The sequence below is a fragment of the Pseudomonas sp. FBCC-B545 genome, from assembly GCF_059134095.1.
Genome location: NZ_CP101441.1, coordinates 2091051 through 2111049, shown reverse-complemented (window position 1 = coordinate 2111049; position 19999 = coordinate 2091051). Strand labels below are relative to the sequence as shown.

The 19999-nt window shown below is 59.6% G+C and carries 19 protein-coding genes, 4 pseudogenes and 1 riboswitch; of the genes and pseudogenes, 11 read left to right on the top strand and 12 right to left on the bottom strand.

Going from position 1 to position 19999, the window contains the following annotated elements:
• Positions 1-44: 44 nt before the first annotated feature.
• Positions 45-974: a DNA/RNA non-specific endonuclease gene (locus NMB39_RS09795; protein WP_494339337.1), complete on the top strand. Its 930-nt coding sequence runs from the start codon at positions 45-47 to the stop codon at positions 972-974.
• Positions 975-982: 8 nt separating this feature from the next.
• Here NMB39_RS09795 and NMB39_RS09790 read toward each other — a convergent pair.
• Positions 983-1072: pseudogene (locus NMB39_RS09790) on the bottom strand (outer membrane lipoprotein carrier protein LolA); the annotation flags it as partial.
• Positions 1073-1095: 23 nt separating this feature from the next.
• Positions 1096-1289: riboswitch (cobalamin riboswitch) on the top strand.
• Between the two features lie 104 nt (positions 1290-1393).
• Between NMB39_RS09790 and NMB39_RS09785 the strand changes: the two are divergent.
• Genes NMB39_RS09785 through NMB39_RS09775 form a run of 3 tightly spaced genes read left to right on the top strand, consistent with a single transcriptional unit; the run spans position 1394 to position 4166 of the window.
• Positions 1394-2404, top strand: coding sequence for an ABC transporter substrate-binding protein (locus NMB39_RS09785; protein WP_057024623.1), 1011 nt, complete (start codon positions 1394-1396; stop codon positions 2402-2404).
• On the top strand, positions 2401-3405 hold the full coding sequence (locus NMB39_RS09780; RefSeq protein ID WP_494339338.1) for a FecCD family ABC transporter permease: 1005 nt from the start codon (positions 2401-2403) through the stop codon (positions 3403-3405). The genes NMB39_RS09785 and NMB39_RS09780 overlap by 4 nt, the downstream gene beginning before the upstream one ends.
• Positions 3402-4166, top strand: coding sequence for an ABC transporter ATP-binding protein (locus tag NMB39_RS09775; protein ID WP_057024621.1), 765 nt, complete (start codon positions 3402-3404; stop codon positions 4164-4166). Before NMB39_RS09780 ends, NMB39_RS09775 begins: the two co-directional genes overlap by 4 nt.
• A 160-nt stretch (positions 4167-4326) precedes the next feature.
• Here NMB39_RS09775 and NMB39_RS09770 read toward each other — a convergent pair.
• The 7 genes and pseudogenes from NMB39_RS09770 to tspO all read right to left on the bottom strand — a co-directional run.
• A pseudogene (locus NMB39_RS09770) lies at positions 4327-4524 on the bottom strand (GNAT family N-acetyltransferase); the annotation flags it as partial.
• A gap of 187 nt (positions 4525-4711) precedes the next feature.
• Positions 4712-4897, bottom strand: a pseudogene (locus NMB39_RS09765) (GNAT family N-acetyltransferase); the annotation flags it as partial.
• A 198-nt stretch (positions 4898-5095) separates the two neighbouring features.
• Positions 5096-5293, bottom strand: a pseudogene (locus NMB39_RS09760) (GNAT family N-acetyltransferase); the annotation flags it as partial.
• A gap of 172 nt (positions 5294-5465) precedes the next feature.
• Positions 5466-5957 (bottom strand): GNAT family N-acetyltransferase, encoded by a 492-nt coding sequence (locus tag NMB39_RS09755; RefSeq protein ID WP_367236549.1) that lies wholly within the window; start codon positions 5955-5957, stop codon positions 5466-5468.
• Positions 5954-6178: a hypothetical protein gene (locus tag NMB39_RS09750; protein WP_068967490.1), complete on the bottom strand. Its 225-nt coding sequence runs from the start codon at positions 6176-6178 to the stop codon at positions 5954-5956. The genes NMB39_RS09755 and NMB39_RS09750 overlap by 4 nt, the downstream gene beginning before the upstream one ends.
• Positions 6179-6213: 35 nt before the next feature.
• Positions 6214-7167, bottom strand: coding sequence for an alpha/beta hydrolase (locus tag NMB39_RS09745; protein ID WP_367236550.1), 954 nt, complete (start codon positions 7165-7167; stop codon positions 6214-6216).
• Positions 7167-7607, bottom strand: coding sequence for a tryptophan-rich sensory protein TspO (gene tspO, locus NMB39_RS09740; RefSeq protein ID WP_043047529.1), 441 nt, complete (start codon positions 7605-7607; stop codon positions 7167-7169). Before tspO ends, NMB39_RS09745 begins: the two co-directional genes overlap by 1 nt.
• A gap of 173 nt (positions 7608-7780) precedes the next feature.
• On the opposite strand from tspO, the gene chrA reads away from it, so the two are divergent.
• A complete protein-coding gene (chrA, locus tag NMB39_RS09735) occupies positions 7781-8980 on the top strand; it encodes a chromate efflux transporter (protein WP_464006404.1) in 1200 nt (399 codons plus the stop codon).
• Here the strand turns inward: chrA and NMB39_RS09730 are convergent.
• On the bottom strand, positions 8969-9541 hold the full coding sequence (locus NMB39_RS09730) for a nucleotidyltransferase family protein (protein WP_198720698.1): 573 nt from the start codon (positions 9539-9541) through the stop codon (positions 8969-8971). The genes chrA and NMB39_RS09730 overlap by 12 nt on opposite strands.
• A 254-nt stretch (positions 9542-9795) precedes the next feature.
• Here NMB39_RS09730 and NMB39_RS09725 point away from each other — a divergent pair, with 254 nt between their 5' ends.
• Genes NMB39_RS09725 through NMB39_RS09715 form a run of 3 tightly spaced genes read left to right on the top strand, consistent with a single transcriptional unit; the run spans position 9796 to position 13851 of the window.
• A complete protein-coding gene (locus NMB39_RS09725) occupies positions 9796-11136 on the top strand; it encodes a cytochrome C (RefSeq protein WP_494339339.1) in 1341 nt (446 codons plus the stop codon).
• Between the two features lie 4 nt (positions 11137-11140).
• Positions 11141-11632 carry a sorbitol dehydrogenase gene (locus NMB39_RS09720; RefSeq protein ID WP_198720696.1) on the top strand — a complete coding sequence of 164 codons (492 nt, stop codon included), beginning with the start codon at positions 11141-11143 and terminating at the stop codon, positions 11630-11632.
• On the top strand, positions 11629-13851 hold the full coding sequence (locus NMB39_RS09715) for a GMC oxidoreductase (protein WP_494339340.1): 2223 nt from the start codon (positions 11629-11631) through the stop codon (positions 13849-13851). Before NMB39_RS09720 ends, NMB39_RS09715 begins: the two co-directional genes overlap by 4 nt.
• Before the next feature lie 87 nt (positions 13852-13938).
• On the opposite strand, the gene NMB39_RS09710 is transcribed toward NMB39_RS09715, so the two are convergent.
• Both NMB39_RS09710 and NMB39_RS09705 read right to left on the bottom strand, forming a co-directional pair.
• Entirely contained in the window at positions 13939-14460 is a 522-nt protein-coding gene (locus NMB39_RS09710; RefSeq protein WP_057024613.1) for a DUF2846 domain-containing protein, read from the bottom strand.
• A gap of 63 nt (positions 14461-14523) precedes the next feature.
• The gene (locus NMB39_RS09705; RefSeq protein ID WP_494339341.1) at positions 14524-15126 is read right to left on the bottom strand and encodes a hypothetical protein; all 603 of its coding nucleotides are present in this window, start codon (positions 15124-15126) and stop codon (positions 14524-14526) included.
• Between the two features lie 527 nt (positions 15127-15653).
• Here NMB39_RS09705 and NMB39_RS09700 point away from each other — a divergent pair.
• Positions 15654-15887, top strand: a complete 234-nt coding sequence (locus NMB39_RS09700) for a DUF6124 family protein (RefSeq protein WP_281914632.1) — start codon at positions 15654-15656, stop codon at positions 15885-15887.
• 216 nt (positions 15888-16103) lie between these two features.
• Here the strand turns inward: NMB39_RS09700 and NMB39_RS09695 are convergent, their stop codons facing one another.
• A complete protein-coding gene (locus NMB39_RS09695) occupies positions 16104-17756 on the bottom strand; it encodes a hypothetical protein (RefSeq protein WP_494339342.1) in 1653 nt (550 codons plus the stop codon).
• 637 nt (positions 17757-18393) lie between these two features.
• Here NMB39_RS09695 and NMB39_RS09690 point away from each other — a divergent pair.
• Positions 18394-19014, top strand: a complete 621-nt coding sequence (locus NMB39_RS09690; protein ID WP_494339343.1) for a tyrosine-type recombinase/integrase — start codon at positions 18394-18396, stop codon at positions 19012-19014.
• A gap of 256 nt (positions 19015-19270) precedes the next feature.
• Positions 19271-19945: a hypothetical protein gene (locus NMB39_RS09685; protein WP_494339344.1), complete on the top strand. Its 675-nt coding sequence runs from the start codon at positions 19271-19273 to the stop codon at positions 19943-19945.
• Positions 19946-19999 lie beyond the last annotated feature (54 nt).

The following is a 19999-nucleotide window of genomic DNA, read 5'->3' as shown; positions in this document are numbered from 1 at the left end:
TGTGTTGCAGTGGTGTTTATCCGAGGCCCATAAGGAACATGCCCATGCCCGCCCGCACAGCCAAAATCGACCTTTCCCACCGCCCCAGGCTTTCCGACCTGCGCCCATTGGTCGCGCTCAGCCCCACCCTGCTGGAAGCCAGAACCGCGACACCGCGCGTCACCGCGGCCAAGGACCTCAAAAACCGCGATGGCTATGCCCATGATTTCCTCAGCGACTTCGTGGTGCCATGGCCCACGGTCGGCGAGCCACTGTCGAGCGACGTGCAACCCAAGCGCCTGGACTACACGCATTTCTCCATCACTATGTCGCGTTCCCGACGACTGGCGCTCTACGTGGGGGTGAATATCGACGGCTCAAAGCATGTGGACATCACGCGCAGCAACGACACTTGGGCCTACGATGGTCGCCTGCCCCTGGATGCGCAGGTAGGTGAAGACCTCTACGCCAGCAATGGCCTGGACCGCGGCCACCTGGTGCGGCGCCAGGACCCCAACTGGGGCGAGGAGGCCAACACCGCCAACTTCGACACCTTCCATTTCACCAACTGCTCGCCGCAAATGAGCGGCTTCAACCAGAAGACCTGGCTGGAACTCGAAGACTACATTCTTGACAACACCCAACGCTGGAAAGCCCGGGCCACGGTGTTTACCGGCCCGGTATTCGCCGATGACGACCGACTTTATCGTGGGGTGAAAATCCCCAAGGCGTTCTGGAAAGTTGTGGCCTACCTCGGCGACGATGGCAAACCCTCCGCCAGCGCCTACATGATCGACCAAAGCCGTGAGCTGGGGCAGCTCGACCTGGTGTTCGGCCAGCTTCGCACCTACCAGCGCAGCGTGATCCAGATCGAGCAACTGACCGGCATCCGCTTCGCCAACCTGGCCGACTATGACGGGTTCAGCAATGAAGAACGTGCGACAGGTACGCGGATTGAAGCGCTGATCCGCGGCCCCCAAGACATACGACTCTGAGAGCGGCCCATTGTAGGAGCGAGCTTGCTCGCGAAGCACCTGAGAGCGCTGCGGCGTATCAGGTTTCCCGCGTTATCGTTGACGACCTTCGCGAGCAAGCTCGCTCCTACAGGGGGTGATCGCTTACCATACCGCCGCCGGTTCCCGTATGGGACTAATAGGGAATTCGAAACGCCGCCCGCGACGTCAATCGAAACTGCCCCCGCAACTGTAGGTGCCGAGCCTGCTCCCCACTGCCACTGGACCCTGTCCGGGAAGGCGGGAGCGAGGCGACGACGCATCAGTCAGGAGACCTGCCGGCCCAGCAAAACCACTAACCGGCGGGGTGTCCGGGAAGGACATCCTTGCCTGCCCGATCGGCAGCGTTCGAGGCTGTATTTCCGAGCCGTACCGCCCCTGCTGCACTCGGAGATCACCCCATGCTGCCACGCGTTACCGCCCTGATCGCAGGCTTGGGTGCCTGTGCAATGGCCCAGGCCACGCCCACCCATTACCCGCTGACCCTGGAAAACTGCGGCAGTACCCTGACCTTCCAGCACGCGCCTGCACGCAGCGTAACCATCGGCCAGGCCGCCACCGAGATGCTCTACGCCTTGGGCGTGGGCGATAAAGTGGTTGGCACTTCGCTGTGGTTCAACAACGTGTTGGCGCAGTACAAGGCACAGGACGCCACCATCGAGCGCCTGGCCAACAACGAGCCGAGCTTCGAAGCGGTGATCGCCAAGCGCCCGCAACTGGTGGCCGCCGAGCTGGAATGGGTGGTGGGGCCACAAGGCGTGGTCGGCACCCGCGAGCAATTCCATGAGCTGCAGATCCCCACCTACCTGCTGCCCTCGGACTGCGAAGGCAAGGACAACCTGGTAGGTGCCGACGGCACGCGGCTGGAGCCGTTCCGCATCGACACGATTTATAAAAGCATCCGCCAACTGGCGCAGATTTTCGACGTCCAGGATCGCGGCCAGCAGCTCAACGACGAACTACAGGCGCGCCTGGCCAAGTCCATCGCCACCGCGCAAGGCAAAGGCTTGAAGCAAGCCAGCGCGCTGGTGTGGTTCTCCAGCGCCGAAATGGCCAGCGATCCGTACGTGGCCGGGCACAAGGGTATTCCGCAGTTCATGTTGCAAACCCTCGGCCTGCGCAATGTGGTGCAGTCCGATGAAGAATGGCCCGCCGTCGGCTGGGAAACCATTGCCAAGGCCAACCCGACGTTCCTGGTGATCGCACGCATGGATCGGCGCCGCTACCCCGCCGACGACCACGAGAAGAAACTCGCCTTCCTGCGCAACGACCCGGTGACCCGCAACATGGACGCGGTGAAAAACAACCGCATCATCATCCTCGATGCCCTGGCGCTGCAGGCCAGCCTGCGCACCTTCGATGGCCTGGAACAACTGGCCGCCGCCATCGACGGCTACGACCTGCCGAAATGATACGGACCCTGCTCGCCCTCACACTGCTGTTGCTCGCCCTGCTCGCCGGCGTGGCCATCGGCGAGACCGCCATCTCGCCACAGGTGGTGCTCAAGGTGCTCGCCAACAAGCTGTGGGCCGCGGGCTTCGTGCTCGACCCCATCGATGAAGGCGTGGTGTGGAACTACCGCCTGACCCGCGCCCTGGTGGCCGCTGCCTGCGGTGCGGGGTTGGCGACCTGTGGCGTGATCCTGCAATCGTTGCTGCGTAACCCGCTGGCTGATCCTTACTTGCTCGGCATCAGTGCCGGCGCGTCGACCGGCGCGGTCCTGGTCGCCTTGATTGGTGTGGGCGGCGGGCTGGTGTCGCTGTCGGCGGGGGCATTTGTAGGGGCAATGGCAGCGTTTGCGCTGGTGATCCTGCTGGCGCGGGCCAGTGGCTCGTCCAGCGGCACCGGGCAGATCATCCTCGCGGGCATCGCCGGCTCGCAATTGTTCAATGCCTTGACCGCGTTCCTGATCACCAAGTCAGCCAGCTCCGAGCAAGCCCGCGGCATTATGTTCTGGCTGCTGGGCAACCTCAGCGGCGTGCGCTGGCCGTCGGTGTGGCTGGCGGTGCCGGTGGCGATCGTTGGGCTGGCGGTGTGCCTGTGGCATCGTCGCGCATTGGATGCCTTTACCTTCGGCAGCGACTCGGCGGCGTCCCTGGGCATCCCGGTGCGTCGCGTGCAGTTTGTGCTGGTGGCCTGCGCTGCGCTGGTGACGGCGGTGATGGTGTCCATCGTTGGCTCCATCGGTTTTGTCGGCCTGGTGATTCCCCATGCGGTGCGCCTGCTGCTGGGCACCGGGCATTCGCGGTTGCTGCCGGCGAGCGCTCTTGGCGGCGCGTTGTTCTTGATTGCGGCCGATGTGCTGTCGCGCACCTTGATCAAGGGCCAGGTGATTCCCGTCGGTGTGGTCACGGCGTTGGTGGGCGCACCGGTGTTTGCGCTGATCCTGATTGGCCGCAGGAACGCGCGATGAGTGTGCTCAGTTGCACCGGCCTGGGTTTCAAGGTGCGTGACGCTGAGTTGCTGCGCGATGTTCACCTGGACGTGCAGCAAGGGGAAACCCTCGGCATCGTCGGGCCCAACGGCTCGGGCAAATCCACCCTGCTCAAATTGCTCGCCGGCTTACGCGCCCCGGCCAGTGGTGAAGTACGCCTGGGCGCCAAGCGCCTGGGTGAGCTGTCGCGCCGCGCCATCGCGCAACAGCTGGCGGTGGTGGAACAGCAGGCTGACACTGACGATGCCATCCGCGTGTTCGACGCCGTGGCCCTGGGCCGCACGCCATGGCTGTCGGCGCTGAGCCCGTGGTCTAGCGAAGACGACGCCATCGTCCGCCAGGCCCTGCACGACGTAGACGCCACCCACCTGAGCCACCGTGCCTGGCGCAGCCTCTCCGGCGGCGAACGCCAACGCGTGCACATCGCCCGAGCCCTGGCGCAACGACCGCGGATTCTGTTGCTGGATGAGCCGACGAATCACCTGGATATCCAGCATCAACTGGCGATCTTGAAAGGCGTGCAAGGCTTGCCGGTGACCACCTTGATTGCCCTGCATGACCTGAACCAGGCGCTGACCTGTAATCGCCTGGCCGTGCTGGATCGCGGACGATTGGTGGCGCTGGGTACGCCGTTGGAGGTGCTGACGCCAGAGCGCCTGCAAGAGACATTCGGGGTGCAGGGGCATTACCTCACAGACCCGTTCGACGGCGCGCAAATCCTGCGCCTGCGCCCTACCTGACCTGAAACACCTCGGTCAAAAATGTTGGAGGGGGCTTGCCCCCGATGAGGGAGTGTCAATGAATACACCTGGGGCTGACCCACCACCATCGGGGGCAAGCCCCCTCCCACATTTTTGACCCAGGGGTGTCAGCCAGGCCGCCGCCCCTGCCACATTTGATCTACAGAGGCCGGTGCATACGGGTGGTCTGCCATACCGGATCAGCTTCCACATCCACCACCTCGAATCCTTGCCGGATCCAGAAATCAATCGCCCCGGGCAGAAACGGGTGGGTATGCAGGTAAACCACTTCCACCCCGTCCGCCCGCGCCAGTGCCTCCAGCGAACGGTATAACTCACCCACCAGACCGCAGCGACGCCCTACCTGACACACCTGGGACAAATGTGGGAGGGGGCTTGCTCCCGATGAGGGAGTGTCAGTGAATACACCTGGGGCTGACCCACCGCCATCGGGGGCAAGCCCCCTCCCACATTTGACCGAGGTGTGTCAGTCAGGCCGCCAGCGGCGTACCCGTGATCGTCGCATCGCCACTGCCACATTTGATCTACAGAGACCGGTGCATATGGGTGGTCTGCCATACCGGGTCAGCTTCCGCATTCACCACCTCGAATCCTTGCCGGATCCAGAAATCAATCGCCCCGGGCAGAAACGGGTGGGTATGCAGGTAAACCACCTCCACCCCGTCCGCCCGCGCCCGCGCTTCCAGCGAACGGTAAAGCTCACCCGCTAGCCGCATCGACGCCCTACCTGACACACCTGGGACAAATGTGGGAGCGGGCTTGCCCCCGATGAGGGAGTGTCAGTGAATACACCTGGGGCTGACCCACCACCATCGGGGGCAAGCCCCCTCCCACATTTGACCGAGGCGTGTCAGTCAGGCCGGCGGCGGCGTACCCGTAATCGTCGCATCGCCCCTGCCACATTTGATCTACAGAGACCGGTGCATATGGGTGGTCTGCCATACCGGGTCAGCTTCCACATCCACCACCTCGAATCCTTGCCGGATCCAGAAATCAATCGCCCCGGGCAGAAACGGGTGGGTATGCAGGTAAACCACTTCCACCCCGTCCGCCCGCGCCCGCGCTTCCAGCGATCGGTATAGCTCACCCGCCAGACCGCAGCGACGCCCTACCTGACACACCTGGGACAAATGTGGGAGGGGGCTTGCTCCCGATGAGGGAGTGTCAGTGAATACACCTGGGGCTGACCCACCGCCATCGGGGGCAAGCCCCCTCCCACATTTGACCGAGGTGTGTCAGTCAGGCCGGCGGCGGCGTACCGCCCTTCCCGCATTTGATCTACAGAAGCCGGTGCATATGGGTGGTCTGCCATACCGGGTCAGCTTCCACATTCACTACCTCGAATCCTTGCCGGATCCAGAAATCAATCGCCCCGGGGAGAAACGGGTGGGTATGCAGGTAAACCACCTCCACCCCGTCCGCCCGCGCCAGCGCCTCCAGCGAACGGTATAGCTCACCCGCCAGGCCGCAGCGACGAAATGCCGGATGTACGTACAGGCGCACCACCTCCACTGTCTTGCAGCCCTGGTAGTTCAACTGTGCAAAGCGGCCGTCGTACGGCAGGTAACCCACCGCCGCAACGATCTGGCCTTCGGCACGAGCAATCAGAAACTGCCCGTCGCCCTGCAGGTAAATAGTTTCGAACTGCGCCAGGTCATCCGGTATCCCGGTTGCGCTGAGCTTTGGGAACAGTTCATCACGTGCCTGCAACGCGAAGCTGAGTACTTCGGGCAGATCAGCCAGGGTGACGACCTGGATTTTCGGCCTCATACCACCTCGATCCGTGTGATCCCCACCACCTGCGCCTGCTCCAGGACCTCCTCCGGCGTTGCATCCGCGGCAGGCATGATCAGGCCGTTTTCCGCATCGCCGAAATGCAATGCCAGCAAATGCATCGCCGCCTCATGCTTGGGCAATTCAAGCTGCTTGAGGTCGAAGCTGTGAGTGCGAGGCTCATCATTGAAAAGGTAGTTCAGGGTGTAGGCACGCATGCGGGAATCCTTGTAAGGGAAGAAGGCGCAACTGATTAACCTGACTCGGCGATCAGCTTTTTAGTTCCTACTTGATGCAGGTGCTGCGTTATCCATTTGCGGCTGTAGGCCAACACGTTGTCTGCCATCGCCAATGGAAAATGAATGAAACCATGGGCCGCCTCCGGCAGCAGATGCGCTTCTGCCCCGCCCCAGCGCTCGGCGATCAGCAGCGTGTCGTCTTTGAGCGGGTCCAACTCGCCCACAAACATCAGCGCTGGCGGCAACCCCGCGAAGTCCCCGTACAACGGCGACAACGGCGGCTGCCGGCGCGCCTCGTCGGTGATGCCCGGCGTCAGCATGCGTAGCGCCTCGACCATGCCCGGCCCGTCCAGCAACAAGGTATCCGGCCCTGCCGTGCGCACGCTCGGCGTGCCGGTCAAGTCGTAGACGCCGTAATACAACACCGCGCCGCTTACCCGCTCGAGCAACTCCGGCCACTGCTTGAGCGCCAGCAACGTGGCCGCCGCCAAGTGCCCGCCGGCCGACTCGCCGACGACGAACACCGGCAGGTCGGCAAACTCCGGGCAATCCCCCAGAAGCCAGCGTGCAGCGACCAGGCAGTCTTCCAGCAGCCCTTCTATCGGCGTGTCCACCGCCAGCCGATAATCCACCGACACCACCGCCACGCCGCAGGCGTTGACCATGCCGAGGTTGAGGTCGTCATCCATCTGCGCATTGCCGATCACCCAGCCGCCACCGTGGATATCCAGCACTACGCCTTTGGGCTTGCCGCTGGGCCGCAGGATGCGCACCGGCACCGAGCCCACCTTTTTGCGTTCTGCCACGGGCGCCTTCTTCAGCGTTTGACTGGCGCGCAACAGCGCCTGGATCAGACGCGGCGTGACGCGGTTGCGGATTTTAAAGCGCGGCATCCACCCAAGCTTCTGATTGAAGCGGCGCATCTGGGCCAGTTCCGGCTCGCTGGCCGGCCAATGTTGGTAGGTCATCAGCGGTTATTGCGCAGGATCGAGAAGTTCAACGCCGCGGCTACACACAACCAGGCGAGGTAAGGGAACAGGATCAAACCGGTGATCAGGTCCAGGCGCACGGCCAGCACCACCATCGCCGCCACGGTGAGCCACAGCAGCACGATAATCACCATCCCGGCCAGCAGTCGGTGGGCGCCGAAGAACACCGGTGTCCACAAGGTATTCAGGGCAATCTGCGCCGCCCACAGCGCCAGCACCATTTGGCTGCCGGGGATCAGGCTCAAGCGGTAACCGGCCCAGGCCAGCAGCAGATAGATGATTGTCCATGCCACCGGAAACAGCCAGTTAGGCGGAGTAAAGCTGGGCTTGACCAGGGATTCGTACCAGGCGCCGGGCTTGAAGATCACACCGGTACTGGCGGCGGCGGCGCAGGCCAGGAGGAAGATAAAGAAGGTCATGGTCAGTCCTTGAGGTCGGGTGGGTGAAAGCAACGCTATGCTTCAATGACTCAAGCCACCACCGATAAATTCAATGAATAGGTCAAAAACGCCGTCTCTTCTGCACGTCATGAAAATTGGGTATGGTCTGCAAAATACCGGCTACGCCTACCCCACCAGCAGAGCACCCGACCTTGGCCAACTCACCTACCGATCGCCCTGACAGCCCCTGGTCGGTGTTCCTGATCTTCCTGCGCCTGGGCTTGACCTCCTTCGGCGGGCCGATTGCGCACCTGGGCTATTTCCGCGAGGCGTTCGTCACTCGGCGGCAATGGTTGAGCGAGCGCAGCTACGCTGAACTGGTCGCCTTGTGCCAGTTCCTCCCCGGCCCGGCCAGCAGCCAGGTCGGCATTGCCCTGGGCTTGTCCCGCGCAGGCTACGGCGGCGCCGCAGCGGCCTGGGCCGGGTTTACCTTGCCGTCGGCCATCGCCCTGATTCTCTTTGCCGTCGGCCTCTCGCACTACGGCACCGCCATCCCCGGTGGCGCCTTGCATGGCCTCAAGGTCGTCGCCGTGGCCGTCGTCGCCCAGGCCGTGTGGGGCATGGCGCGCAACCTATGCCGAGGTGCCGTGAAGCTCACGCTGATGCTGATCGCCGCATGCATCGTGCTGCTGGCGCCATCCGCCTGGAGCCAGGTCGGGGTAATCGCCGCCGCAGGCGTGGCCGGCCTGCTGCTGTTCAAGCCCCAAACCCAGACCGAGCCCGACAGCCTGCCCATCGCCATCAGCCGCCGCGCCGGGGCCATATGGCTGGTGCTGTTCGTGGTGCTATTGGTGGGCTTGCCGATCCTGGCCGACGGGCTGCCCAATCCCGTCCTCGCCCTGGTGGACGCCTTCTACCGCACCGGCGCCCTGGTGTTCGGCGGCGGCCACGTGGTGCTGCCGCTGCTGCAAGCTGAAGTGGTGCCGCCGCAGTGGGTGAGCAATGACGTATTCCTCGCCGGCTACGGCGCCACCCAAGCCGTGCCCGGCCCGCTGTTCACCTTCGCCGCCTTCCTCGGCGCCTCGATGACCCACGCCCCCAGCGGTTGGCTCGGCGGCGTGATCGCCCTGCTGGCGATCTTCGCCCCTTCGTTCCTGCTGATCTGCGGCGCCTTGCCCTTCTGGGCCAGCCTGCGCACAAGCCCGCGCACCCAGGCGGCACTGGCCGGGGTGAATGCGGCGGTGGTTGGGCTGTTGCTGGCGGCGCTGTACCGGCCGGTGTGGACCAGCGCGATTTTCAACGGGTATGACTTTGCCCTGGCCGTGCTCGCATTGGTCGCGCTGATGGTCTGGAAGCTGCCGCCCTGGCTGGTGGTGATAGGTTGCGGCATGCTCGGCGGCTTACTCGGCTAAGCCTGGCTCGACGATCCTGAGCCAGGGCCAGCGCGCCTGATAACTTCTGGCCTTGTGCAAAAACAGCTGCGGTTCGGGATGCAGTGGGTTGATGCGCAGCACGCCCTGCTCCACATCCTCTAGCCCATAGGGTGCATACACCTCGCCGGTGGTGATATCCAACGCGATGCAAGTGCCCGCCACCAGGTAACGATCAACCCCCTGCCTGGCCGAGTGCAATTGCGGATAGGGCCGGCCGAATCGCTCAGGGTACCAAAGGTGCACACGGGCCTGATTCCTGACCTCCACATTCACCCCCAGGTCCTGGAACAGCGCCTGCGCCGCACGAATCACCGCGTCTTCCGCCTCGTAGGACAGGTCTGTGTCGAAGTAAAAAACATCGTAGTCCTTCACGCCCTGATCAGCCGGCAGATTCGCCTGATGATTCCACACCGCCTGGAACAGACAACCCGCGGTGAGCAGGCACTGCTGCACCCCAAGGTCCGGCAGGCGCGCCGTGATTTGGGCATTGAGCGGGTTAGCCATGGCCAATTCGAACAAGGTGTCGACAGTCAATGTCAAGTTCAGTCCTCCATAGTCTGGCGCAACCATACCACCCCCAACATGTCACTCCTGTAGGAGCGAGCTTGCTCGCGAAAACCCCAAGCCACGCCGTGCGGCGATCCTGCTTATCCCTACCTTTAGTCGGATATTTCTGAGGGTACTGACGCAACGGCTAGCCTTCAGCCTAGCGTAAGGGATAACGCTGAACATTCGGTCCATGAAGGGCCAGTACGCCTCGTCGTCCCGACGCTTTATCTGCTGAGGAGACGATAATGAAAATAACCTTGAAACGGTTGGCGTGCCTGGGTGCAAGCTTCACCAGCGCGCTCGCCATGGCCGATGCGGCCGGCCCGCCAGTGCTGTCCCCTGCGATACCCTTCGACGTCACTGCCAACCCTCCCTTCACCCTGGACAACCTGCAACACGAGTTCGACGTGCTTTCGTGGCAGACCTTCGTCGCCCTGAACTGGCCCGCAAAGGCCGACGGCAGCGCCGACACCTCGGTGAAAATCGGCGCGCCGGGGCAGACGGTTTGGGAGTCGTGGAAGGAGAGCTACGCGATTTTCCTGCCCCAAGGCCAGAAGCCGCTCGCCTGGGACCAGCACACGCCGCCACCCGCCGCCTGCCAAGGCAAGGGTGACCTGCCCGTACTGCAACAGATGGGCAAGGTCGCCGGTGTGCTCGACGAATTCATCCAGCCGTTCAAGACCGGCCCGCTGGTGGACCAGAACGGCACCTACACGCGCAACGCGATCATGGTCAACCAGCCGATGTTCGACGACATCGTCAACAAGGGTCTCTACAGCAAGGAAGGCCAGCAAGCGTTCCTGAGCAAGGCCGACAACCGCATTGCCTTCTCCTGCGGCACGAAGGAGACCCAGCAGGTCGGCGCGATCATGGTCAAGTCGGCCTGGAAGGTGCTCGGCGGCAACGACAACCCGCAGGAATTCCACGCCGTCGACGCCTTGGTCTACACCCCGGGCAACACCGACCCGAACACGGGCGCGGTGATCCCCGAGTCGTGCAGTGCGCAGAAAGTCGGGCTGGTCGGCCTGCACATTGTGCACAAGACCAAAGATGCGCCGCAGTGGGTGTGGTCGAGCTTCGAGCACATGCGCAACGTGCCGGAAAAGACCACGCCGATGAACGAGCGCAAGGGCCCCTACCTGTTCTACGACGCCCAAGCCAGCGACCGCCCGGTGAACGAGCCGCCAGCGCGGCCGTGGGACCCGTCGAAGAAAGCCACGCCGTCGCAGATCGTGCGGGAAATACCGCTCACCGCCGCGACCCACCAGCTCAACGCGCAGTGGCAAGGCGCGCTGAAGGGCACGGTGTGGGCCAACTACCAGCTGATCAGCACCCAGTGGCCGACCGCCCCCGCCGATGACTGCCAACTGCCGTCGCCAACCAACCCGCTGGGCACACCCGCCCCGTCCTTCCTGGCCAACGCGACCCTGGAAACCTACAACCAGGGCACCACGCCACAGGCCTCGTCCAGCTGTATGGAGTGCCACAACAACGCGACCACCCGGGTGACCCAGTCCCCGCGCACCAGCTTCGCCGATTTCACCTTCCTGCTTGAACGTGCCCAATCCACTGGCGCCAAGGAGTGATGCCATGAGCGACCCGAACCTGCAAGACTTCATCGACCTGTCCGCTGTGCTCACTGGCCTGTCAGCCAAACTGCTGGCGCCTTCCCCCGACCCGATCAAACTGCCGCCGCTGTTCTTCGCCACTGCCCAGCAAGGCATGGGCACTGCTGCGTTCAGCAACCTGCTGGGGCTGTACGCCAGCATCAAGAACCAACCGCCTGCGCAAATCGCCAGCGCCGTGCTCGGCAACTCGGACCCGCAGATCGCCCAGGGCGCCCGCTCGATCATGAAGCTGTGGCTGCTTGGCAGCTGGTACCAGCCTTATGTCCAAGGCAACGCCCACACAGGTGACACCCGCGTGGTCTCCGACCAGGCCTACAAGGAAAGCTGGGCGTGGAAAATCGCCCAATCCCACCCCATGGGCTACAGCCAGTACCACTTCGGCTACTGGGCCGAGCAGCCACCGACCCTCAAGCAATTCACCGGTGTCGACGCCAAGGAAGGGCAGCAACCATGAGCACTCTACACACCCAGAACATCGAAACCGCCGATGTGATCGTCGTGGGCGCCGGCATGGCCGGCAGCGTCATGGCCTATCAGTTGGGCCTGGCCGGCTTGAAAGTGCTGGTGCTCGAGTCGGGCCCGGCGATCCCGCCTAACCGCAGCGAGTACCTGGAGCGTTTCTACACTGCCGTGTTCAAGTCGCCCGAGTCGCCTTACCCACCGGAGCAGACCGAGCAGACCCCGGCCAAACAGTTCGCCCCGCGGGCGACTATCCAGGACTTGATCACTGCCGGCAGCGACGACCCGGACAAGGTGCAGAAGAGCTATCTGGTACAAAAGGGACCGCACCTGTTCGCCAGCACCTACGAGCGGGTAGGCGGCGGCACCATGTGGCACTGGATGGGCACGGCCCTGCGCCTGCTGCCCAACGACTTTCGCATGCGCACTGCGTACAACGTCGGGGTCGACTGGCCGATCAGCTACGACGACCTGCAAACCGCCTACTGCCGCGCCGAGCAAGAGATAGGCGTCTCCGCCGATGTCGCGTCGCAGACCTACCTGGGCGTGACCTTCCCCCAGGGCTATCAATACAGCATGCACGGCATCCCGCCGTCGTTGGTCGACCAGGGCCTGGGCAAGGCCATCGATGGCACCCAGTACCAGGGCATCACCCTCAACGTGCGGCAGACCCCGGCCGGGCGCAACTCGCAGAGCGACAACGGCCGCCGGGTGTGCGCCGGCAACACCAGCTGCACGCCGATCTGCCCGATCCAGGCCAAGTACGATGCCACCGTGACCATGGCCAAGGCACTGGATACCGGCAATGTGCGTATCCTCTACCAGGCCGTGGCGAGCCAGGTGCAGGTCGATGCCAACGGGGTCACGGGTATCGATTTCATCCAGTACCAGAACAACGGCACACAACAGAACGGCACGGCCCAGGGCAAGCGCTACGTGATCGCCGCCCACGCGATCGAAACGCCGAAGCTGCTGCTCAACTCCATCGGCCCGCACAGCGCCAAAGGGGTCGCCAACAGCAGCGGCCAGGTCGGCCAGGCGTTGGCCGATCACCCGGTGTACCTGGCCTGGGGCCTGATGCCCGAAGGCAAGCCGCTGTTCCCGTTCCGCGGGCCGTTGTCCAGTTCGGGGATCGAGGACATGCGCGATGGCCCGTTCCGCAGCCAGCGTGCCGCCTGGCGTATCGAGATCGGCAACGAGGGTTGGAACTGGTCGGTAAACGACCCCTACACCTCGGTCTGCGATTTCATCGACGGCACCAACCATGGCGGCGCCAACCCCAATAACCAGGCGTTGTCCGGCGTGGCGCTGGTGCAGCAGCTCAACAGCGTGCTGACCCGCCAATTCCGCCTGGGCTTCTTGATCGAGCAGGTCGAGAAAGATCCTGACAAAGCGCTGTGCCGGGTAGAGAGGGCCGAGGGGTTCACCGACGGTTTGGGCCTGATCAGGCCACAGATCACCTACGAACTATCCGACTACACCAAGGAGGGTTTCAAGCAGGCGCGCCTGGCCGCCACGCATATCATCACCAAGCTGATGGGCGCCACCGAGCTGACCGACCTGAACCCTGAACTCAAGCCCGGCTCGCAAACGGTGTTCAAGTACGACGGCCAGAACTACGCGTTCTTCGGCGCTGGCCACCTGATGGGCACCTACCGCATGGGCTCGGACCGCACCAAGTCAGTGGTAGACAAGGACCAGCGCAGCTGGGACCACCCCAACCTGTTCCTGGTCGGCGACGGCGTGTTCCCCACCACCGGCACTGCCAACCCGACCTTGACCATCACCGCGCTGACCTTCCAGGCCGCCGACGTGGTCGCCAGCGACCTGCTCAAGCGTACTGTGCAGGTGCAGGCCAACCAGGCCTGGCAAGGCACCGGCGTGCAGGTCAACGGGCATAGCTGGCAACTGGCGGTGTGCACCGGTGGGCAGTGGACGGCCAACCCGGGCACCGGGATGGTCGGCGCGGCGGGCAACTCAAGGTTGACCGCCAAGCCCGGCTATACCTTGCCCGGTCAAGCGGAAGGTGCGTTGATCGGGCGTATCGGCAACAGCGGCGCGCCGTTCCTGGTCGGCAACCAGGCGCAATTGCCGCGTGCCCAGCAGGGGGAGTTGCAGTTGTGCATCAATGACGACCTGACCGGACGTTACGGGGCTGGCCTGAGCGATAACAGGGGCAGCCTGTCGGTGGAGGTGCGTTTCGGCACGGTGTAAGCGCTGGCATAGCAACCCCACAGTGCTGCGGTATTGTGGGGCTGCTCTCTTTCGGCAAGTTGGCTTTTGACGAAGTGGGACGCCCGGTTACCGTGCGGTTGCCGGCAACTCCTGGCACCACTTGATAGAACGCAGCGCTTCCTCGGCAGGCACAAGCGCGTAGCGCGAGTAAAACATTGTTCCACCGAAACTACCCTCGTCGACTTCACCCAAGGTCTGCCCGTCCTTGTAGACGGAGATGCTGAGTTGGTCGGCGATGTAATACACCTTGCCATTCTCGACGTTGATATCGAAACGCTTGTTCACCATACCGCTGATGATCGGTGGCGAGGTGGAGGCGATGCTGTGCTTGCCGGCGGGCATGCCGGCCTTGAAAAAACTACCGGAAGGCAAGCTGCCGACAGCGCGGCCATCGACCTGAATGGTCGGGGCCACCCCGTCACCGATGCTGGCCGCCGTGCGATAGAAATACACCGTGGCCTCATCCGCACGGGGCTCTGCCGGTGACGTGAAGAACGGTTGGCCTTTGAGGTCCGGACCGCTGATGCAGCCGGTCAGTGAGGCCAGGGCTGCGAACAGGCCGACCCAGAGTAGCGTAGAGCGCTTCATGCATGAATTCCTTGAACGTGAATCAATGGGCGTCGGGTTTGATGACTGTCACCGTTACCGGGTTCAGATCGTGCACAGCCCTTTACCGAAGTCAGTGGCATCAGAACTCGGCCAAGGCGCAAAACCGCTCTTCGGCGTCAGATTCACGATGTTGCGGTCCTTGAGCATCGGGTACTTGCGCTTGAGCGCCTGCACCGTGTCCTCGGCATTGTTCACGTTGGACAAGCAAAAGCGCAGGGCATCGGCGCGCAGATCGCCGATATAGAGGGTTTCCCCGGCCTTCACCGAGAAAACCGCAGGCACAGGGCGCGCCATCGATTTACCCGCGTAATACACGTAATGCCACTGCGTGTACTCATACTCACCCGGCGGCACTTCATACATGAAGTAATGGCCCAGCACAGAGGGTGATGGCTGATCATCTTCATTGCCTAAGGTCGTCAGCCGTATTGCGGTGCCGGGTGCTCCCTGTTGGTCGATTTCAACCACCAGCCCATGGGCCTGCATCATCGGAAAGCTCTCACCAATCGAACCCACAATGATCGCCTTACTCGGGTCCGGCGCGTGCTTGCCGTCGTAGCGTGACGTAGCGCACCCGGACAGAAGGGTCGCGCAGAGCGCGACCGCGCCCCAGACGAGATGTTTACTGCTGACTTTCCCTAGCATTGGTCTTTTTTCCGATCAGTAATCTTGCAGTTTGTAGAGCCCAGCTGAGCGAACCAAACGTTCGCACGCCTGGTGCTTCGTTGTTGGCTCGTCGGCATCTATTGTCCAGCTACCCGCACCTTGATAACAACCCACTCTTGACCCACTCCTGTAGGAGCGAGCTTGCTCGCGAAAAACCCAAACGATAACGCAGCGCCTGAAGGCAAAATCCGATTCCTTCGCCACGGCTTGCTCCATTGCCTACGCGTGCGTCAGAATCCGCCGGCTTGTGCGCTGGGGTGGCCGTCTCTAAGGTGGCTCGGTCGCTGAATTGTTCAGTGATCGGGTTTAGTAGCCTGAGGGTTTATCCAAACAATGTGCACAAGCTTCATCGATCAGACATTGCGTTTGTGTTTGATGGTGGCTGTGCGCAGGGCACCTTCGGGTGCGCCGGCTTTGTTTGGATTCCCCGGTCTACTAACCTGCGCACAGCCGCCACCCTTATGTTTAGTAGCTAAAGGATGGTGGCCCTAAACGGGAATTCAAACATGCTCAAATCAGATTCAACCACGCTCTTCACCGTTGCCCCCAACGCCAGCAACGAAACCCTCATCACCAACAGCTACGAAACCTTCACCAGCGTCAGCACCCTGCTGCTCGACCTGTCCGAAGACCTCAACGGCAAACACCGCGACATCGCCCTGGCGATCCACCAACTGAGCGAACTGGGCGTACTGCTTACCGCCAGACTCCTTGACCGCGAAGCGCCCTGCCCTGGCTGATGGTTAACCCTTCAATTCAATAGCTCGATAACTCGCCGCGTCGTCATAAGCCACCTACAACGACTCGGCGATTTGGCTTGATGGGCGTGTGATGGGTGGGTTGGATGACGACAGCCACGTCTGCTCTCGATCAGAAGCTGCCCTTCGCAAAGGACTGCTATCGGCCATAAGCAGACGTTCGACTCGGTCTGCTTTCGACTCGCATCAAAGAGCAAATCAAAGTGAGAGAGCGTTAAGCTCATCTTTGAATGAGAGTTTAGGAGAGTATAAGTTATGAAAAGCCCTGCCTATAGCGCCGGAGAATATTACAAGCTTTGGATTTTTACTACCTCCCATTAAAATATGACTCATCGCAATCCCTGGATAAGGATCAATGTAATAAATCTCTTTGATCCCTAATTGATAAGCTTTTTTTGAACATAGTTCACAGGGACTAGCTGTCGTGAATAATTTCCCATCTTCAACGCCTCTTCCACCATACTTTGCAATTTGCAGAAAAGCATTTTCTTCTGCGTGAAGTGACCTTGTGTGAACTTGATTGTCCTTTCCTGTAAGCTGGTTGTATTCATCCTTAAAGCAATAGGAGATATTTCTTCCTGCACTTGCGACTTTTAAGAATTTTTCATTCCCGGCCAGAGCGGCACTTATGAATTTAACATCAAGCTTTTCATATTCTGAATAAGCGTCTTGGTCATGTCCATTCGTTAAATCAAACCGATTACGTAGGCTGCACGGAACTTGTCCAAACGGTGTGTCATTCCAACCAACAGACTGCACTGAAAAATTGACATCGGTTACTACAGCACCTACTTGCCTTGAGATACACCCAGAGTTTAGTTTTGCGGTATAAGCAATTTGCATGCATCGCTCTAAAGGAGTAGGCGTTACTAGTCCGGGCCTGATCATTAGCGCGACAAATGTCAACAACTGGTCGGCTAAAGAGTTAAAATGCGAGACCATATTTCCCGAGTCCGGGTTGCTCACATGTAAGTCTGCTCGCTGCAGGCAGGCTTTGATGTCTTGCTTAACATAAGCTTTTTGATTGGTCGCATCTAACTTGCCGTACTCTTCTTTGTCAACAACATCTATTTCAGCGTCTGTATAGCCAAGCCCGCGCAATCGCCGCTTACGTTCGTCGTCATTGCAAGAAACAGCCATCAGATAAAATGATGAGTATCTATCTTGGAAGTATATAGCCTCAAACGGGTTTCTTATTGCATCGATCACTATAAATGTTTTGTCACCATCCACTCTCGCTTTACGAATCTCCTTGATTATTATATTGATTCGCTCAGCCAATGAAAATAATTTGCCACTAACTACCTCGCCTGAAGTAACGTCGCCGGAGTTTCGCAAATTATTTCCAATAAGCTGAAATAGTTTTACATATGCTGCCCCACCCATCACAGTTTTTAGCTCGGAGTTTTTCTCCGGTAGAAATTCAGTATAAAACCTTCGCAATGAGCTGATATCATCTAAATCAAATTTCTGGTCTCGAATAGACTTTAGGATATCAGTGGTCTTTTTGGCAGTATCAGCTTTCAAGTCACCTGAGCGACCTATAAAAACCCCCGAATCTTCGATGCTTACTTCGGAGAGCATCATTAGCAAAACGGTGCTGGCTTGGATGGTTATGAAAGGCTCCCAATTATGCTTGAAACAATTGAATATAACTTTTTGCTTTCTTTGAACATTGTCTTTTGGGTTGTGGCCTGAAAATAGAGAGTGTCTAATTTCGTGTTTCTTGCTTGAGAGAATATTTGCCACTGTAGAACAACCACTCCCAGTACGGCCGGTCAATCCAATAACGACAAAGTCATCATCGTCGCCATAGATTTTTGAGATTGTATCTTGAAAATAATTATCCATTTTGTACTCCTCATCCATCAGCACTTTTTATTGATACGAAGGTACACGAGGGGAAATCAAAATGCCATCATGCCTTCGCTCATATTAAATCTGTAGAAATTGATTTTTTGCCGCTGTGGAAGAGTTCGCGGGTTCTGCATTCACCGACCTGTTTTCTGCTTCTTGGCCTCTCAGTCAAAGGCTGACGGTTGCGACCTGATGGGACTGATGCGAATTTGAGCCAGGTCGCTGAGTTTGACTGCCCCATATATGGCACGCTGAAATCCCGCGCAAAGACATGGTTCGCTGAGTATTCGGGTAGGTAAATGAATCCCGGCAGTCTGGGTAAAAATCGCGTCAGCGCCAGTTGGGAGGATCACCGGAGCACTTCGGAGAGTGGGTTGCCTAGGGAAGTCCGGTTGATCGTTTTAAGCAGATCGCCCATTTGCATTGCTGACCAGTGGCAGATTTCTGCTGGCATTTATTGGACAGGGAGGTTTGCCACGTGCGAAATCAAGGAGATCAGCTGACTGAGGCGGTGCCGAGCTGATCGAATTGCGCCGGGTTTTCTAGGCAGGCCTGACAGGCTCCGTTTGGCCGGTTAGCGACCGTTGCTCCGATTAGCCATCCTTGTCCTTCCACACGTGGAGGACTTGTCATGAACATCATCGCTACCTGCAGCCGTCAGCCCTGGAACAAAGGAAAACTAGTCGGGCAGAAAGCCCCACTCCGACTGAGAGATATCTGGGCCATCCGAGTAAGGCTTCAAATTGCGGAAAGAACCCGGGATCTGGCTCTCTTCGATCTGGCCATCGACAGTAAGCTTCGAGCCTGCGACCTAACCAAGCTCCGCGTGCGCGATGTCGCCCATGGCGAGCACGTATCATCACGAGCCATGGTGATGCAGCAGAAAACACAGCGGCCAGTGCAGTTTGAGATCACTGAGCAAACACGATCTGCTCTCGGGGCCTGGATACATCGGGCCCGGCTACGCAGCGAGGACTACCTTTTTCCTAGCCGGCTGCATACTTCAGACCATCTATCTAATCGTCAATACGCTCGTATCGTCAAAGGCTGGGTGAAAGCCGTGGGCCTTGATCCAGCCATGTATGGCACACACACAATGAGACGTACGAAGGCATCACTGATATATCGCAGGACGAAGAACCTACGGGCGGTTCAGTTGCTGCTCGGCCATACGAAGCTGGAGAGCACTGTTCGATATCTGGGGATTGAGGTCGATGACGCTCTGGAGATGGCGGAACAGACTGAGGTTTGACCATGCATAGCAACGGTCGAAGTCAGACCGTCGCTAACCGGCCAAAAGTAGCCAGTCGACGGCGTCTAGGAAATTCGGAGCGACTCAATACATCCTGCAGAGCTTTCAAACAAATTTGCTGCACGCGAAAAGTTAAATGAGTATTTTGAGCCGGCCATACGAGGTGTTGATGCTTTCATGCGAGACATCTAACTACTGAATGCAGCCGACTCGCTAAAGCGGCTGGCTGATTTCTTGCATCGTGGGAGCCTGGTAAATGTTTAAATATTCAGACCGTGATTTTATGTCGAAAAACATGAAGGTAGTTGTTGAGTCAATTGAGTCAAAGCTGAGTGAGCCATTCTTTTCGGAGTTCAAGGACGTCGCGATAGCCGCAATATCAAGATCCATAGAAGCAATTAAGGCATTTGAGGCGTCAGGGTTGCACCGAGACCTTTCGTGCTTCAGAAGCAATCAGGCCGAAGATTTGATAAATGCGCTTTTCTGCGAGATCACTGACGAGATAGTAAATAGCGAAGCGTTTCAGGTGCTCGACGCCTTGCGACATTCATTTGTGTGTTATGCATACAATGGCCTGCATCAACTTTATACGCGTCAAGAAAATGAGTGTTGGCACCCCCAAATAGTGCTCACAGAAGTGCTTGAGCCAAACGATATTGACTCATTGCCTCGGGTTTTTACCCTATATCGAGGCTGCGATAGAAGCGAGCTTGAAAACCGCTCCTTCGGGCAAGCGTGGTCTACATCGTTAGAGTCCGCCCAAAAATTTGCGTATGCTCATTATTTAGGCCAGGACTGGTTTGATGAAAATAACAGGGTCGTATTGGAAGCGAGATACCGAAAAGACTATGTTTTATTTTCGGATCAATCAATAGAGTATGAGGTGGTAGTTGATGTCAACAAATTGGATGGTGTACGTAAACACGCTTAATAATTCGCTGTAGATGCGACGCCCTGAGCTCAGACGTCAACTTCAACTTCAACT

Coding starts and splice junctions, on each gene's coding strand:
- NMB39_RS09795 (WP_494339337.1), top strand. CDS start 45: ATGCCCGCCCGCACAGCCAAAATCGACCTTTCCCACCGCCCCAGGCTT.
- NMB39_RS09785 (WP_057024623.1), top strand. CDS start 1,394: ATGCTGCCACGCGTTACCGCCCTGATCGCAGGCTTGGGTGCCTGTGCA.
- NMB39_RS09780 (WP_494339338.1), top strand. CDS start 2,401: ATGATACGGACCCTGCTCGCCCTCACACTGCTGTTGCTCGCCCTGCTC.
- NMB39_RS09775 (WP_057024621.1), top strand. CDS start 3,402: ATGAGTGTGCTCAGTTGCACCGGCCTGGGTTTCAAGGTGCGTGACGCT.
- NMB39_RS09755 (WP_367236549.1), bottom strand. CDS start 5,957: ATGAGGCCGAAAATCCAGGTCGTCACCCTGGCTGATCTGCCCGAAGTA.
- NMB39_RS09750 (WP_068967490.1), bottom strand. CDS start 6,178: ATGCGTGCCTACACCCTGAACTACCTTTTCAATGATGAGCCTCGCACT.
- NMB39_RS09745 (WP_367236550.1), bottom strand. CDS start 7,167: ATGACCTACCAACATTGGCCGGCCAGCGAGCCGGAACTGGCCCAGATG.
- tspO (WP_043047529.1), bottom strand. CDS start 7,607: ATGACCTTCTTTATCTTCCTCCTGGCCTGCGCCGCCGCCGCCAGTACC.
- NMB39_RS09725 (WP_494339339.1), top strand. CDS start 9,796: ATGAAAATAACCTTGAAACGGTTGGCGTGCCTGGGTGCAAGCTTCACC.
- NMB39_RS09720 (WP_198720696.1), top strand. CDS start 11,141: ATGAGCGACCCGAACCTGCAAGACTTCATCGACCTGTCCGCTGTGCTC.
- NMB39_RS09715 (WP_494339340.1), top strand. CDS start 11,629: ATGAGCACTCTACACACCCAGAACATCGAAACCGCCGATGTGATCGTC.
- NMB39_RS09710 (WP_057024613.1), bottom strand. CDS start 14,460: ATGAAGCGCTCTACGCTACTCTGGGTCGGCCTGTTCGCAGCCCTGGCC.
- NMB39_RS09705 (WP_494339341.1), bottom strand. CDS start 15,126: ATGCTAGGGAAAGTCAGCAGTAAACATCTCGTCTGGGGCGCGGTCGCG.
- NMB39_RS09700 (WP_281914632.1), top strand. CDS start 15,654: ATGCTCAAATCAGATTCAACCACGCTCTTCACCGTTGCCCCCAACGCC.
- NMB39_RS09695 (WP_494339342.1), bottom strand. CDS start 17,756: ATGGATAATTATTTTCAAGATACAATCTCAAAAATCTATGGCGACGAT.
- NMB39_RS09690 (WP_494339343.1), top strand. CDS start 18,394: ATGAACATCATCGCTACCTGCAGCCGTCAGCCCTGGAACAAAGGAAAA.
- NMB39_RS09685 (WP_494339344.1), top strand. CDS start 19,271: ATGTTTAAATATTCAGACCGTGATTTTATGTCGAAAAACATGAAGGTA.